The sequence below is a fragment of the Cytobacillus firmus DS1 genome (genome assembly GCF_000565285.1).
GTDB lineage: Bacteria > Bacillota > Bacilli > Bacillales > Cytobacillaceae > Cytobacillus > Cytobacillus firmus_A.
Genome location: NZ_APVL01000042.1, coordinates 1 through 17,124 on the forward strand (window position 1 = coordinate 1; position 17,124 = coordinate 17,124).

Below are 17,124 nucleotides of genomic sequence, written 5' to 3' on the forward strand. Positions count from 1 at the left end.
CGAATTGCGCTAAAGTGGTCAACTTTTATTTTAGCGTTTACACCTATAACTTTATTCTCTGTATAAGAGTCGATTTTGTTGCCATTATCTATATCTTGAATCGTATCAGTTTCTTTGCTTTCTTGTTGCATCTTTTTTTCGTTTTGAATCCACTTTTGATAGTATGGATTAAGTTCGTAACCATATATATCCATTATTTCACGGACCTTTTCAGCTTTAAAATCATATAGTTTAGATACTTTCCACATAGACTGGCCCTTATTTAGTAAAGAAGCAAATTCATGAGCTAATTGTTCGTCTGATTTATTATTTTTAATATAGTCATTAAGTATTCCTATAATATCCACTGTAATATAACCCCTTCTAAATTAATCCTATACTTCTATTATAATGGATGATTTCATATTTGAAATTACTTACATTTATTTTTATTTTAATTGTAGAGGAATAAATGGGCTAGTAGGAGCTCAGCATTTTGATGAATATTTCCTCTCGAATGTAATGCTGCTGTTGTCCTTGATCGCTGCAGTTATACCAGTTTCTTGGCTGGTTTAACAAACTTGAAATGCACAGATGGAGGAAGCAGTCACAAGGACTTTTGCTGCACATGGGATACAGAGTGTTAAATTATCTGTAATGAGAAGCTTGTTGTGGAGAGTTGTTATAATACGGTGAAGTTGGAGAGGGAATTTTTGAAAATGTAAAGGGCAAGAATTTTCTGTTGAATAAAAGGTTATATTCTGTGAGATAATTCAATTAGGTCTAGAAGTAACTTTTTAGAACTAATCTTAAGTAATTAAATAATAGGTGAAATGAGGATATTAATATGGAAGAATTAAACACTGTATATGTAATAGAAACATCTGAAGCATTGTATGTAGTTGAAGATGAAATATACGATGGTAAAGTTCTTGATGGGATTTTAGAATTAGCAGTCCAGTTCGACACAATAGATGACGCAGAAAAATTTCTAGAAGAGATGAAAGAATTTGGTATACAAGGGAAAGTTAAAACAGCAAAAATTTGGATAGAAGTAGTAGGTGAATAGCAGTATATTTAACATTAATACAAGAGCTATAAATGAGAGGATTTCTCTCATTTATAGCTCTTTAAATATATCAAGGTCTTCTTTCTTTATAAAACAGGATAACGAGAACCGAATCGTTGATCTCACTTCATCAATCGATAACCCCACAGCTGCTAGAACATGAGAAGGTTTACTTGAGCTGCATGCAGAACCAGTAGACGCAGCAATAATTGGTGCAAGATTTTTAACTAATAATTCATTATTAACCCCTTTAAATTGCACACTAACAATGCCTGGGATCTTTTCAGTATTGTCACTATTTATTTGAATCTGGTCTCTGAACTTTTCTTTTAATAACCCAATTAGGTGACCCTCTAATTCTTTTAGATTATTGATGTTTTCAGCCAGATTTTTGTTTGCAATCTCCGAAGCTTTCCCCAAGCCAACTATATTATGAACAGCCAACGTCCCGCTTCTAAAACCATTTTCTTGTCCACCGCCATGAAGCAGGGGAGTTATCTTGGTTGGTAGTTCATATTCATCATTTTTAATAAATGCCGCACCAATTCCTTTAGGACCATGAAACTTATGTGCTGAACATGATAAAAATGTAATACCTGGGTAATTGAACAAGTCCATTTCAATTTTACTCACAACTTGTGTAGCATCTGTGTGCAGGAAAACATTATTCTCAAGACAAATATTAGAAATTGCATCCATATCATTCAAAGAGCCTAACTCATTATTGCCCCAAATAACTGATACTAAAATGGTCTTTTCGGTAATTTGCTTCTGTAAGTCCAAAATATCAATTCTTCCAAATCGATCAACATCCAGATAGGTAACATCATATCCTTTAGTTTCAAGATACTGGCAGGTTTCTAATACCGATGGATGTTCAACTTTAGTTGTTATAATATGGTTTCCTTTTTCTGAATAATGGTCAGCGACACCTTTAATAATCATATTATTGCTTTCAGTAGATCCACTTGTAAATAAAACTTCATTTTCCTTACATCCCATTAAAGAAGCGAGTGCATTTCTTGCTTCTTTAACTGCTCTTTTTGCATTCTCAGCAGGAGCGTAATACTTGCTGGATGGATTGCCATACTCCTCCATTAAGTAGGGGAGCATGGCATCTTTTACTTCTGGATGTATTTGAGTAGTTGCGCTATTGTCTAAATACAGCATTTATATCACCTAATTTTCCATTTTCAAAAGGTTTAAAAGAAGTTTCTCATAGTTTCCTGCATGTTTGTACTCATTATTAAGTAGTTCAATTCCTCTTTCCAAATGGGCATTGAAAAGGTCAGGGAAAAATTCTTCGTCAGAAATATTTCTCTTAGCGTGTTGTCTAATTAACGCCTTATAAATATAATCATTTTCTCCGGTCATTGCATTTCGATGTATATCTACTCCTGATTTATTCTCAACAAGTTCAGGCATAGTAGGGATGTTTAAGGATAATGAAACTGCAATACGAGATAAAATGTTCCAAGTTAGACCAGTAGCACCTTGAAGGGCCACTAACCGTTCACCCGTTTGTTTTGATGTCTTCAATCGGAAATTCATATGCTCAACTCCATTTGTTTAAAAGGAAAATACTGATTCAATATACGAGTTTCTTTCTTTTCAACATTAAAGTCCAGCATATATTCCTTAGCAATATGCTGCCTCAAAATATCATAATGTTCTTGATCAATTTCTGTGTCAGTTGAAAGAATAATAGCTTGTTTCCCACAATTTGGAATGAATTCTTTCAAAACGGCAGCTTTATGTGTTTTATCTAATCGACCAAGTAATGTATCAAAGATAAAAGGAACTTTTCGGCCAGAACATTTAAATATTGCCCATATGATTGATATAAGCAGAATTTCTTTTTCACCTGCTGATAAGGTGGTCTTCTCAATATAGTCCTTTTGTGAATCAACTAATTTAACGTCATAAGTTTCAGAATCTATGATAATAGAAGAAACATAATTGTGCTTTCTAAATATTTTTTTTAGCATAACAGAAGCTTCAATTTGAACTTGCTGCAGTTTTTTCTTCAATTGAATCTCACGGAATCGACGGCTTAAAGCAATAATCTTCTGTGACTCAAGGAAAGAACTCTTTGTCTTATCATCATCACGCAATGTATTCTGGATTTTATCAATGCCTGAAAGGATTCCTTCCAGTGCATTTTTCCAATCATGAATTTGAGCTTCTGTCTTTGATAATTCATCTTCTAAATTTAACAAGTTTTGTTGAGCTTTTTCCATTCTTTGGAGCATATCAGCAAACTCATTAGTATCATCATTTGTCCTTAACTTTTCCCTTAGCTCTTGTAATTCAAATAGTTTCGCTTTATTTTCTTCAATAATCCTAATACATTCTTTGTCTGCATCACTCATGATCTTTAAGTGCATATTTTCAATTAAACTGCTTTCTGAAAAAGATGCTCCATGGATAGTTGAGATGGACTTTTCAGGCTTCATTAAATCCAGTAATTGTTCTTTAACTTTGTTGCTCTCTAAACTATTTATAGATTCGCTGACGGAATGTAATATATTATGGATTTTTTCATCTGTTAGCTTCTCACCTAATTGTTTATAAAGCTGCAAAGCTTCCTCATTCTGAATTTGTTCTCTACTTTCCTTGAGAAGTCCTTTGGTTAAATAGAAGGGGAGGAGATTTGAGACAAAACCTCTTATAGATTCCAAGTTCTGTTTACGTGTTAAGTCGATTTGGTTCATATCTTTTATGATCTTTTCACGTTCACTTTTAACTAATCCGCCAAATTTCTCGAAATCATGTTTATCTCGGTTATATTCATCTAATAGTATTGACTTTTGTGATTTTATGTTTTCTAAATTAGATAAGGAAGTAGCTATTTTTCCTCTCAGGTCTTTTTCACGACTATTTAACTCAAAAAGTTCCTGTTCCAATGATTCCATTTTTTTGCCGTCTAAAGATTGGTTAGAATAGTATTCAAGATCTTCCTCTAAGGTTTCAAATAAGTCAAGATTGAACACAACCCGCGAGAGGTTTTTTAGGTAGTCAGACAGGAGGTCTTCATTAACTATTCTTGCAATTTCTTCGCCGTCAAAGAGACATAAATCCAATAACTGTGGTGGCATAATTTCTTTTAGTTTTGACTGGAAAAGTTCCTTTTCGTAGTCTGTAAAATGTTTGCCATTAGCAACAAGATCAAAAGTTTCTTTTAAACTTTTGTTTGTGAATTTCCAATAACGATAAAGCACATAATCAACTTTTTCAAAATCATCAATAAGAGAAAAATCTAATTTTATTCTAAAGTTATTTTCTCCAATCTTTTTTGCATTATGATTTAAAATACTTTGAACTCTTTTATAATACTCTGCACTTTCTGTTTTAAATCCATATCCATATGAACCGAATAAACCCAGTTTAATAGCGTTAAGCAAAGTAGTTTTACCAGCGCCATTTTCACCGCCAATGAGCACAACATTCTTTTCAATTTCCGGACTGAAATCAAAGGAATTAGTTCCTCTATAAGCTCCAATATTGGTTAGCTGAATTTGATTAATAATCATCTTAAAACCTCAATTTCTTCTATAAGTGTAAATAATCTTGCTTAAGAGCCTTTCCGATTTCGTTTATAAGCCCTCTTCTCACTTTATATCCAGAGAATTCTTTTTCTATTGATATAAGTTTCTTGAGCACCTTAATATCTACTTTAAATTGATCAGCCAGTAGTTCAAGATCGGATATTTGTTCATTATCAAAAAGTGGACGGTCATCTATTTCCCAATCAATCGATTGGTCCATAATTTCCTTATATATTGTTGGGATTGGGTCTTCCCATTCTCCATTTTTAAACCAAATCTTTCTTATAGCTTTAAGTTCATCTACACTAATTAATTCGTAATAAGGATCTTCTGGGTGCTTTAAGTCTTTTTGGACTTTAAGGAGTCTTACTAATATTTCTTTTCGTGCTTCCATTGTATAAGGTCCTAAACCTAATTGAGCATATTTGAGCACTTTCTCTCCGTCTAGCATTTCTTCCTCATAGGTAACCAAAATCCTTTGATCTTCTGGAGCACTCAGATCAACATTATTAGACTCTATATAACTTTTAAGCTTTTCTTTTTCCATAACAGTGTATTGGTCTAAAGGAATTTGCTGTTTAGGTCTTCCAGACTTTTTAGGTATCATGACATGAGGGACGCCATCAATATCTTCAATCCTAACTTCTTTATAATAGATTTGTCCGTTCATTCTATATTTCATTCTCTTTTCTCGGTCATCTCTAATACTCGATAGCCAATTTCGAAAATCAAGTAAAGGTCTCATCCAATCATGGCCGCTTTGAATAAAGCCACTTAATGCTTTATCTTCATTAACAACTGTACAAACCCAGCAGCCAAAACGGCTGTTCCCGCACGAGCCAGCACTTTCTTTTACTGATTTATCAACTACAAGTGGACATTCTCCGCTATTCGAATCCTGGTAAAGTCGGTGTAACTCATGATTATCGTCTCCCCAAGGAGAAGGGTGATTTAATAAGTAGTCCCAAACATCATCTAGTGTATAGCTTCTTATTGGAGCGTAAACATATGCATTTGAAAGAGTCGAGTGTCTCATAAATGTTTTACCTTCTACAGTATGAGATCGGATTACATTTCCGCGAGTGGCACTTTCGTCTTCACGCACCCCTAATACCATAATAACTTCTCCAAAGGATGAGACTTTGTCCATTATGAACTGGTTAGCAGGATCAATCTTTAAACGATCTGTACACCATCTGAATTGCTGATTGGGGGATGGGTATCCTTTTCCGATAATGTTAACCCAAAATGATTGTTTGATAACTGGCTTTACTTTATGAGTTTCAATTGGCAAATCTCTTTTAAGTGCCTCGTCTTGAATTCTTCTTAGAGTTTGATTAATTGAATTAATAATTAAAGGAGTTTCTACTAACGTATCTGATGAGATTACATAAACTTTTTTATGCAATTCTTCTTTGTCCATTTCTGACAAAGCTTCAAACACTAGCTGTACAACTACTGTTGAATCCTTCCCGCCGCTGTAACCTACTACCCACGGACGGTTATCTTCTTTATATGCTTTTTTTATGTGCTCTTTAGCTTGTTCTACATAAGGCATATTTTTTGATAGTAAATTACTGATGATGCCGTTTGTCATATTAAACTACTCCTTGAAAAAATTTGTCTTCTAACGCTTGCTCTGCCTCAATTAATGGAAGACCTATTAATTGTTTAACTTTATTGGAGGTTAATTGAATTGTATAATTTGTTTTCTGAATTCTGCCGTTTTGGTTAAAAGCTCTACCTAACCAGTCTGCAGTGTTGCTTCTATTCCAATCAACTTTCTTAAGTTTCTCTATATATTTTTTCCAGTCGTTTTCGTTGTATTTAATAAGATAATTGCCAACAAGTCCCATCGCTTCAATAAATACTCCATGTCCCACAATGTAATTTGCTCTTAGATCTCTTGGAGTTAATTCCTTTTGAAAGACCAAGTTCCATTCTACAATAGAATCAGTTAAAACTGACCAAAATTGCTTAAGAAATTGTTCTTCTGATTGTGTAATTTCATCGCCTTTGGATTTTCCTAATAACTTTAGATTTGTATTAAAAATGTGATTTAATGCCATTATTTTAGGAGAGTTTTTAGATAAAGAAACTCTCTCTTTGTCTGTATATCTATTAAGTAAGGGAATAGAAGTAATCAAATCCTTAGTAATTAGAGCAAGACGATCGCGATGGTCATAAAGAATCCCAATAGAAGAAGTTGTATTTACAGCATGTCTATTAAGATCAGAAAAAATTTGCTGTGACTTTCGTAATCCTTCATCATGGTAGAAGACTACAGAAATCGTTTCATTTCCTAACTCTGGAGAGATTTTTAAAGCTTCTTCAATTGCTGCTCTTCGGTGCTGTCCATCATTTATTAAGAACCTTGCATCCAAAGCAATCCTTAATTGACCAAGATCATTTAAAGTAGATTCGCTATTAAAAGGTATAAATTTAATGTCACCATCAATAGAAGCTGTTATAGACGAAAAAACATAATCTTCTTGGTTTTCAACTATGTAGCTTGTCATTTCAGGAATACGGGATTTATTTAGAATTCTTTGTGACCGATGTTCTGGTGGAATTTCTTCTTCGTCGAACAGAAATATTTTTGGAATAATTCTTAAAGGGCACATAGCAACAAAATATTCTTTGCCAGCCTGTATACCTCTGATAGCAGGGAAATTATAACTAAATGTTGCGTCCATTTTCATTCCTCCTTATTACGTACGTAATATTATAATTTATTATATACGCAGTTTATTATATTTACAATTAAAAAGCGAACTTTCATTCGGTTTTTTATTACTGTAAATAAATTGTAAGTAAGTTACCTTACTTAATAATTGGGAGGGTAGTGTGATATGATGTTGGTAGTAAAAGATCAAGCACTCGGAGATGATTTTGAATGAATACAACAGAGATTTATTTCTTAAATTTCTTAGAAAATATTAATTCAGATGCAGCTTTTTTAGCAAAGAAAATGGAAGAGCTGCTCTTTGAAGATCCAAGCAGCTCCATTGTTAAAGCTAGACTATTTGCAGAAGAAATCCTTAATTCAGTTTTTAAGCAAGAGGATATTGAGGCACCATATCTTTCATCCTTACATGATAAAATTTCTTTTCTATCCAGAGAAGGTTATATAAAAAGAGAAATTCAGCAATCATTTGATACCATTCGACTATCAGGTAATAAGGCTGCACATGATGGGAAATTCAACGATATTACTGCAGCATTCAAGCTGCATAAAGAGATGTACAAAATTGGGGTTTGGTTTTATGAAGTTTATTCATCAGAGCAAGTTAAAATCCCATTTTATGAAGTGCCAAAGCCAAGACCTAAAGAAAATATTGAGGATATAGTAAAAAAACAAATATTAGAACTCTTAGGAACAGGTAAGTTTGAATCATCTAAGAAAGAAGAAGTTGAATCAGGTTCAAAAGAAGACGCTAAAGAAGACGAGTACAACAATAAAGAAAAATCTAATACAGTTGAAGAATCAATTCCGCCTTTATTAAAAAAAGATTTAAAGGATGGTGAAAGTTATCTTCTAAGAGAGCTCGCAAGGCTAAAAGATTCTTCTCAAGAGGCTATTGAAAATGCCAGCCAGTTTAGTGGGTTTAAGGATTATATGCATGTGGATAGGAAAATTCAGTTAGATTTAGAGTCCATCTTAAGTTCACGAAATACTGAAGTTAAGGGGAATTTAATCCTACTGTGTGGAAGTGTCGGAGATGGTAAATCACATCTTTTAGCTTACTTAAAAGAAAATAAAGCAGACTTAATAAATGAGTACACAATTTTTAATGATGCTACAGAAAGCTTCTCTCCTAGTAAAAATGCAATGGAGACCTTGGAGGAAGTACTTAAAGGGTTCTCAGACCAATTTATAGAACAAAATGATCAAAAAGTTATTCTAGCTATTAATATGGGTGTTCTGCATAATTTTATTAATACAAATCATAATGAATACACATATTGTGCACTTAAGAAATTTGTTGAACAAAGCAATTTGTTTTCCCCTAATATTACAACGCATTATAGTGATAACTGCTTTGATTTACTTAGTTTTGGTGATTATCATCCATATGAAATTCATGAACAAGGAGCTAAGTCATCATTTTACTCTGCATTATTGGAGAAAATATTTAAGAAAACAGATGACAATCCTTTTTATTTAGCTTTGAAGCAGGATGAAAAAAGTAAAATTCGTACAATGGCACACGAAAATTATAAGCTAATGCAAAATGAATTTGTGCGTGAGCAGGTAGTTCAACTTATTATTAAATCTATTGTAATAAAAAAATTAGTTATCTCAGCTAGAGCTTTTCTAAATTTTATTGCAGATATTATTATCCCAGGGGAAATTAAGAATACAAAGCTCCTAACCGAATTTGATGTACTTAATAGTTCATTGCCTAACCTGCTTTTTGATAGAAAAGACAGGTCCACAATATTGAATGCTGTGAGTCAGCTCGACCCAATTCATAGGAGATCTGATTCCATTGATCAGGTTATTGTAGAATTAAATACACTCAATGACTGGGATGCTCTGATTAAAGAATATATAAAAGACGAGACGCCTATTAGCTGGTTATCTTCTTTTAATTCAAAGGAATCCTTAACAGATTATTCTTTCAACATGTTTTTTGAATCTTTTATTCGAGTTACGTATCTTACGAATGAACATTTCTCATCAAAAGTATCTGATGAAAGTTACTTAGATTATTTAAAAAATCTGTATTACTTTAACACAGGTGAGAAAAGAAAGGTTAAAGGTTTTTATGATGAAATTAAAACAGCCCTTTATAAGTGGAAGGGCAGCCCTAAGAAAGATTTTATATACCTAAATAAGCCTTCTGATAAGTATCGCATAGCTCAAAAATTGAATTTAAAACCTACAATTGAACATTTAAAGACGAACCCACAGGAAGTTCTAGACTCCTTTAAATCTTCTATTGTTCTTGCTTACCATGATGGAGATGCTGAAAATAAAATCTTTCTCGATATTGATTATCCTTTATATTCCTTACTTAGAAAGGTGCAGGAGGGATACCGTCCAAATAAAAAGGATGAAGAGGACGCAATTAAGTTTGTAGAGTTTATTGAAAAAGTTATGGCTTTCGGAGAAAAGAAAAGAGAATTGTTAGTGTTTTTTCCCAAAGACAATAAGTTCTACACAATTAAGAAAGATGATTTTGGAGCGTTTGTTTTTGAAAGGGAGTAAAATAAATGGTTGAAACTATAAATCGTGAATATTTAAAAGAGCATTTAACAGAAAAAAAGAAGCACGATACAGGTAATGTTATTGATGTTATACCTTTTTTAACAAAAAGGACAAAAGCTATTAGAGATTTTAATAAAGTTCTAGGTGAATATGTACGAAAAATATGCAAACTAAAATTAGATGAACAAGCACTAAAGAATCGCGAATTTTATCTATCTGAGGAAGAAAACGAACTAAGTGAATTAATTGCAAGTAATGTTGAGTATGATGAAGAGGATGATATGTATGATTTTGTTCGTTTTCTAGATCAATACTTATTTAATCAGGATGATATTAACCCGGTACATCCCTTCTTATTTAATTATATAAAAATTGACAAAAAAAATAATAATGAATTCAATAAATACGCACAGTTTATGAGTGAAATTTTTGTCCAAAATAATTCAGAAATACAGTCAATTTTCAAAAGTAAAAGCGCAGACGATATTTTAACAGAACTAATCTTAAGTAAAATGGAAGCTTTAAAGGAAACAAATAAGGAAAAAGTGGTTCGTCAATATCAGCCGCTTCTTAATCCTCTTATCAAGCTATATCAAGAGGACTTAATTTACCTAAGTAAATTTAAGGATTATTTTTTAACTTCATTTCCAGTCCTAACTCATTATTATGTTTTTATGTATGTGTGCCAGCTTATATTTAAATTTGAGCAATTTACTGAAGCTGATTTTGAAAAGGTCCAGCCTCTTTACTTTGCTTTGGAATGGGAATCGTTAAGTAAACGAAGAAAAGCAGCAGATCCACTAGAGGGTTTTAAATATATAAAAGAAAATGCTAGTAACCTATTTCCACACATTCATACCATGTCTCATTTGAGCCATAGCTTTGTTAATAACAATCAAGAAGGGAAATATTCTTTTATTCCTTATAGCATGCTATACAACGAGATATCAAAACAGGGTAAAGAATTTGAAGATAATTTCCTTCACGATTTAAAAGAGTGGATACGAGAATATTCAGATTGGGCTAAGGTTAATGTTGAGGATCAATCTGTTGATATTCCAGAGGCTTTCAAAACTTTATTCAAGTGCTTAAAAGAAGGAATGAGCACAGGTGTATGCATAAAGTATGGTAAGAATATTGAAGACCTGGGGGCTAATCAATTTCTTAAAGGAAGAGGAAGCCTTGGGCAAACCTTTAATATAAAACATGATTTCCTTCTCCTTTTAACAGCTGTATCTGTTAAAGATAAGCGAATCCCTCTAAACGAATTATTTCGTGAGTTTGAAAAAAGAGGGATCGCATTTGATCGTTATTCCAAAAAGGAAATCATTAGCTTATTTGATAACTTAAATATATTAGACAAAAAAAGTGATAGTGGTGATGCTCAATATGTCAAACCAATTCTATAATTATATAGCTTCTTTATTAGTTGAATATTTCTCAACATCTGGAATCAAGCCGGGTGACCGTTTTTATTTACAATTAGACAGTAAAGAAGATGTTTCTTCGTTTATTCAAGGATTAAAAAATATAGAAGGAATTACTCCATTTAAATATAAACATGAACTTGGCGATGAGTACGAAACATTTAACATTCCTTTTGGTGGTACGAAACTAGTGGTTGCTTATACTTCAGAATCTGTAAAGCCTGATTTTCTTGTAACCCTAAGAAACCTGGTTGGAGAACAAAAGGGAGTCTGGGAAAAGACATCTTTACTTAGTATTGTTGCAGAACAGTTGGATTCAATTCAAGGTGGCAGCAGTGATTTACAAAAGGAAGGTATGCCTCTACATCCCTCTTCTCTTTTTAATAACTTAAAAAATGAAATTGAAAAAAGTGTATTAGAAAAAGAAGAGCAAATCATTCTTATAGATAATCTTGAAAACTTGATTAAAGAACAAGCATTTCAACATATTACCTTTTTTGAGTTCGAAGATATTTTTACTACTTTGCAAAAAGGATTTATAGACGATAAGGAGTATCATAAATTTGGACTATTTAAAGATCCTGACCTGGCTAGTTTCAAAGGAAAAGAGCAAAGTCAAAGACTAAAAAACAATCGAGATTTTTTTGAATTTGTTAGGAAAGTCCATGATTTTGGTCTAGAGCAAGGAGAATTAGAAAAAAGATTCACCCCAGAAGGAGCTAAAGAATTAATGGGGGAAGAGTGGAAAGAGTCGCTCTATACCCGAGTTCATAAATTACATGAAGATTATTTAGAAATAAATAGAAAAATGAAAGTTGAATTAAAAAGCATTAAAATGCAAGATAAACTCATGATTTGGGATAAACCTCAAAAGGATTCTTCTGCTGGCCAAAGAAAAAGATATATTATTGTTTTTAATCCTGATAACAGAGAGGAAGTGCAACTGGATGTCGCATTCAGCTTAAGTGGAAACTTAAAAAGCCTTTCCTCTAATTTTCTAAAAGTACAAAAAAAACATGAAGGAATATTAGATTCAAAAGTTAAGGGAACTAATATTTCAGCAGTAATTAAAACGGAAAAAAATAAGCCTACGTTTGTTAAATTTGCCTATAAACATGATAATAAAGCAACTTTAGGAGCCGAATTCAACATTGCTGTTCTTCCTATTGAACCTCTTTACCTTGATCGATATAAGTCTACTTATTCAGTTGATCCTATAGGTGAAAGTATTGAGCTGCAATACGAAGAAGATGAACTAACTTTTGGGAATGGCATGGATATAAAAAATGTAGAAGTTCTTGAAAACAATTCAACATATTCAATTACAGAGGATGAAAAACTGAATATTAGACCTCTTCCAGAAGCATTTAACGACGATGATGAATTAAGAATTAAAATAAAGTTTGATGAAACTATTGTTCCTCTGCTTTTAAAAAATGAACTGCCAGAATCTATGCCTATTAATGGCCAAAGAATATGGAAATTAGTAAGGGAAACAGGTAAAGATATCCAGTGGATAAAAGAAAATAATCGCCTTGTGCTAGAGAATAGGGAGTTTTATTTCCATTCTGAATACCGAGAGTTTTTTGAGTGGGAAGATAACTGGATTGAATATGGTTTACGAAGTGCTAGACATGAATCAGATCAACTATTGTCTGTAGAACTCAATTTAAGTGATGAGTTAAGAGAAGTATATAGCAGGTTTATTACTTATTTTAAAATTAGTAATACTATTCCTAGCTTATCACATGTTTCTGAAGACTATAAAAAGCGAGCTCTAGAATATATAGAAGTTTATAATAATGAAATTAATAGTATAAAAAATGGTGCGCCTGCAGGAAGAAAGGGAAGAGATTTATTTAAATTAGGAACAATCTTTTCTAATGGAATAGTTTACTTTACTCCATTCCACCCAATAATGGTTGCATTTAAATTAAAAATATATGAATTATTACAATCAGAAGAAGTTGATAATAGCATCTTAAATCGATTGAGTCCTGATGCACTAATTCCATTTATCTATGATGAAAATGAAACCTTATATAAACCTGATCATCAGCAAGCGGCTTTGGATTGGCTTACATTTAAGCCAGTTAACAAGGTATCAGTCTCAGACGCAAATCATTATTTAGCTAGGGTAGTTACTGATAAAATTGTACAGTTTAAAGAGCATTTCTCATACTTGTTTATGCAAAAGTCAATGGCTCCTTTACAAATAAATATTCTTAATATAGCTAATGATAAAGAAGTTATAAGAGGTATTTTCCAATGGATGCTAAAAGAAGTTGATAGGGAAGGTATTGAAAGATTAAAGCCAGTTGAAGTTACACTTTATAAAGATGAGAGTGTTGAAAGCTATTTTGATTTGTTTTCTAGAACTGAAACAGTTGAAGAATTTGAGAATCTTTTTGGTGTAAAACTTAAAACAAAAGAATTCGATGCTGAAGACCTTTTGAGAGTTATTAGAGAAAAACTATACTTTTACAAGCAAGAGCCAAATGCTGAATTAAGATATGCTCATATTACATTCTATAAAATGCATGCTCAAGAGCATCATGCAGTACAACCCATAGAAGAAATGAATTCTGGTCTTGCAATAGAGGGCATTTATTCAAGTGTTCCTTCCATGAAAGATGATGAGAATTATAAGAGCGGGTTTGGTACAAAAGCATATGGATTAAGTAATAAAAATTATTTAACAACTACTGCTTTCTATGTAAACGAACTTGCAGCTAACTTAAGAAACGGTGGCAATGATAGCTATAGAAAAGGTGAAGCAATTTTTTCAAGGACTACTACTGCTGATGAAGAAACTTTGGAAAAGGTGTTTAATTCATCATATTGGGTCACCTTTGTAGATCCATCTATGGACTTGGAGTTTTTTAACAAATATGATGGTAACCTAGTCGTTATTCATTATAGCGATCAATACTCTTCATCTAGCAGATATGATGCTATCACAGTAACTGATAAATCCCAGCAATATTATGCCGTAATTAAAGAATTTTTAAGTAATAAGGAAGTAGAAGGAACTGAAGAAAATGTTCTTAGCACTATAAAAGCATTTAATACATTTAATGGGGAATGGCTGCTGCGTATTATAGGAAGTAAAGGACACTATGACAGGGAGAAACTAAGTATCATTTCTGCAATTAAATACTCTGTTTCCTACTTTGACCATCCAAATATCTTATGGGTTCCTATTTCCTTGGAAGAGATATTAAGAGTTGCTGGAGCGGTTAGCCTTAATAAATCCGATGGTATTTTCACGGCGAAAAATTTAGGTGTAAAGGGAAGTCACAGTGATGACCTTCTTTTAATCGGTTTAGAATCTGTCGCGGATAAGGTCTCGCTTCATTTTTATCCTGTTGAAGTGAAAATAGGGATAAATAAGGGTGAGGTTCTTGAAAAAGCTCGGAAGCAGGTACATCAAACTAAGAAATTATTCTTTAATGCTTTAACAGGTGAAATAGGCAGTACCTTTAAAGGAAAGTTCTATCGTAATTTCTTTGCACAATTGTTAATTTCAAATGCAAAGAAGCTTGCGCAAAGTGAGTTTTGGGAAGAGAAAAATTACGGCCTGACAGACAATATCATAGAAAGGCTATTAAAGGATAAATATTGCATATCTGATCAACTAAAAAGTTATATTGGTGATGGTGCTATTCTTTCTTTTCAAAAGAATGCCTATCATAGAAGTGCAAAATTAGAAGATGATGTTTTATTACTAAATCTCACGGAAAAAGATGGCTATGAAGGACTGGTAACCTCCATAAAAGAAATGAGACACTGGATTCAAGAAGAGCCTAACGATTTTATCAAGGAAAAAATGCTTTCATCTTTATATAAAGCTGGAACAAATATGGAACAGGACAATATTGAGAGTAAGGAACTCCTGCTCCACACAGGTGTCGAAAAAGAAGAGTATAAAGTTAAAGAGAAGGAAAGCTTCTCTACAGGACCAGATGTAGTGAATCAGATTGTTGATGAAAAAGAAAGAAAGGTATCTTTGGATATTGACACTGGTCAAAAAGAAAAACTAGAGGATATAGGTTTACATTCCTTAAGTCAGACAGAGATTAATACTGAACGAAGTGATAAAGTTGAGGAAGAAAAACCTACTGAAAAAGATACAGAGAAATTGGAAGGTCAATATAACTTGCCAGATGTAAGGATAAGAATTGGAAAAGCTGAAAATTCAAATCACGATATATTTTGGGAATACGGAAACAAAGGACTAGCTAATAGGCATCTATTAATATCCGGTAAATCAGGACAGGGAAAAACTTACTTCATGCAATGTTTATTGCTCGAAAAGTCTAAAATGGGGATCCCGAGTATTGTAATTGATTATACGGAGGGATTCTTGCCTAACCAACTTGAGCCAGAATTTGTGGAATTTTTAGGAGATAAATTAAAGCAAAAAATAGTTTATAGTGAACAGTTACCAATTAATCCTTTCCAAAAAAACATTCGAGATATAGGTGGAATACAGCTGCCGGAATCTAATACTGATGTTGCTGAAAGAATAAAGAGTGTGTTTGCTGCAGTTTATAAGTCTTTAGGAATTCAGCAGCAAAACGCAATTTATGAGGCTGTACTAAATGGGTTGGATTCATATGGAGATGAAATGAGTCTAGTAAAACTTAAAGTGCTGCTTGAAGGAGACGGATCAAATTATGCTAAAACAGCTTTATCTCAGATAAGGCCATTAATAGACCGTAATCCATTTAGTAATAAGAATACACTTAATTGGAGAGATATCGTACAAAGTAATGGAGAAGTGCATATTATCCAGTTGACTGGATTCCCAAGGGATGTCCAACTAATGATTACTGAGTTTATTTTATGGGATTTATGGAATTACTCAGTAAGAAACGGGAATAAAAACAAGCCTATGCCAGTTATTATGGACGAAGCACAAAATCTGGATCATACTGAAAAATCACCCTCTGCCCGGATCTTGACTGAGGGACGTAAGTTTGGATGGTCCGCCTGGTATGCTACCCAGTTCTTAAAGTCTCAACTAGATTCCGATGAATTGGCTAGGCTTCAAAATTCATCCCAAAAAGTATACTTTTCCCCTCCTGAGCAAGAGCTCTCAAATATTGCTGCGAGCTTATCTAAAGATAATCAGGATAAGAAATATTGGGAAAACACCCTTGCTAATCTCAAAAAAGGGCAATGTATTGTTCATGGTCCAATATTGAAAGAAAATGGGGAACTATCTAATCCTACTGTTACGATTGTTGACATCGTTTCACTATCAGAAAGAATTTAGAAAAATCCCACCGCAGTTATTAGCGGTGGGATTTTTTTATAATAAGGTTAACCTCAAATCTTCCATAGAAGTTTTATTAATTATTGTTTGATTGATTTCTCTCAAACCTTTTTCGATAAAAGCTAGCATATGCTTGTGCAATTCTTCTTCAGTTAGTAAAGAATTTACTTCATTTATAATTAAATGTTTGAACAATAGAAACTCTTTGTCTTTTATGATACCATCGGGAATAGTCCATTTGTTTTTACCAGTAGAATATTCTTCTTTAACAGGTCCATTTGCAATTGATAGCCCCTTAGAAAGTGCCACTTTAACACCCATAGGCCGATCTACTTCCAAGACTTCAGTTAATGTATCGAGTATAGATTTACCCTCTTCAGATAGCGCCATTCGTTTGTTAGACATTTAATCACCCTTTTACAAACTTAAAATATCCATCTCTAATAATGGTATATTTTTTATCCTGATTATAATCAAGCATATATTGCTTATAAGAACTTTTTTCCATTAGTTTTACATATTCCTGAGTAATTTCTGTGTCAGTTGACAAGATAATTACCTGTTGTAACTGCTAGACTAAAGTGAACAGTTTTTGCTCGATAGAA

General features: G+C 32.8%; 11 protein-coding genes. 4 read left to right on the top strand and 7 right to left on the bottom strand.

What is annotated here, in order from left to right:
- On the bottom strand, window positions 1-347 hold a 347-nt coding region (locus PBF_RS23975), incomplete at its 3' end, for a hypothetical protein (RefSeq protein ID WP_035333439.1).
- Window positions 348-826: 479 nt separating this feature from the next.
- Here PBF_RS23975 and PBF_RS23980 point away from each other — a divergent pair.
- On the top strand, window positions 827-1,048 hold the full coding sequence (locus tag PBF_RS23980) for a hypothetical protein (protein WP_035333441.1): 222 nt from the start codon (window positions 827-829) through the stop codon (window positions 1,046-1,048).
- A gap of 51 nt (window positions 1,049-1,099) precedes the next feature.
- On the opposite strand, the gene PBF_RS23985 is transcribed toward PBF_RS23980, so the two are convergent.
- The 5 genes from PBF_RS23985 to dndB are packed head-to-tail and all read right to left on the bottom strand — an operon-like array spanning window position 1,100 to window position 7,292.
- On the bottom strand, window positions 1,100-2,218 hold the full coding sequence (locus PBF_RS23985; protein WP_035333442.1) for a cysteine desulfurase family protein: 1,119 nt from the start codon (window positions 2,216-2,218) through the stop codon (window positions 1,100-1,102).
- Window positions 2,219-2,227: 9 nt separating this feature from the next.
- The gene (locus PBF_RS23990) at window positions 2,228-2,599 is read right to left on the bottom strand and encodes a DndE family protein (RefSeq protein WP_035333443.1); all 372 of its coding nucleotides are present in this window, start codon (window positions 2,597-2,599) and stop codon (window positions 2,228-2,230) included.
- Entirely contained in the window at window positions 2,596-4,581 is a 1,986-nt protein-coding gene (dndD, locus tag PBF_RS23995; RefSeq protein ID WP_035333445.1) for a DNA sulfur modification protein DndD, read from the bottom strand. Before dndD ends, PBF_RS23990 begins: the two co-directional genes overlap by 4 nt.
- Before the next feature lie 19 nt (window positions 4,582-4,600).
- Window positions 4,601-6,193 (bottom strand): DNA phosphorothioation system sulfurtransferase DndC, encoded by a 1,593-nt coding sequence (gene dndC / locus PBF_RS24000; protein WP_035333446.1) that lies wholly within the window; start codon window positions 6,191-6,193, stop codon window positions 4,601-4,603.
- A gap of 1 nt (window position 6,194) precedes the next feature.
- On the bottom strand, window positions 6,195-7,292 hold the full coding sequence (gene dndB / locus PBF_RS24005; RefSeq protein ID WP_035333447.1) for a DNA sulfur modification protein DndB: 1,098 nt from the start codon (window positions 7,290-7,292) through the stop codon (window positions 6,195-6,197).
- Window positions 7,293-7,492: 200 nt separating this feature from the next.
- On the opposite strand from dndB, the gene dptF reads away from it, so the two are divergent.
- From dptF to dptH, 3 genes are read left to right on the top strand one after another with little or no spacing between them, the layout of a single operon-like run.
- Window positions 7,493-9,811, top strand: coding sequence for a DNA phosphorothioation-dependent restriction protein DptF (dptF, locus tag PBF_RS24010; RefSeq protein ID WP_035333448.1), 2,319 nt, complete (start codon window positions 7,493-7,495; stop codon window positions 9,809-9,811).
- Between the two features lie 5 nt (window positions 9,812-9,816).
- A complete protein-coding gene (gene dptG, locus PBF_RS24015; RefSeq protein ID WP_035333455.1) occupies window positions 9,817-11,220 on the top strand; it encodes a DNA phosphorothioation-dependent restriction protein DptG in 1,404 nt (467 codons plus the stop codon).
- Window positions 11,201-16,519, top strand: coding sequence for a DNA phosphorothioation-dependent restriction protein DptH (gene dptH, locus PBF_RS24020; RefSeq protein WP_035333457.1), 5,319 nt, complete (start codon window positions 11,201-11,203; stop codon window positions 16,517-16,519). The genes dptG and dptH overlap by 20 nt, the downstream gene beginning before the upstream one ends.
- 36 nt (window positions 16,520-16,555) lie before the next feature.
- Here the strand turns inward: dptH and PBF_RS24025 are convergent, their stop codons facing one another.
- On the bottom strand, window positions 16,556-16,924 hold the full coding sequence (locus PBF_RS24025) for a hypothetical protein (RefSeq protein ID WP_035333459.1): 369 nt from the start codon (window positions 16,922-16,924) through the stop codon (window positions 16,556-16,558).
- Between the last annotated feature and the right edge of the window lie 200 nt (window positions 16,925-17,124).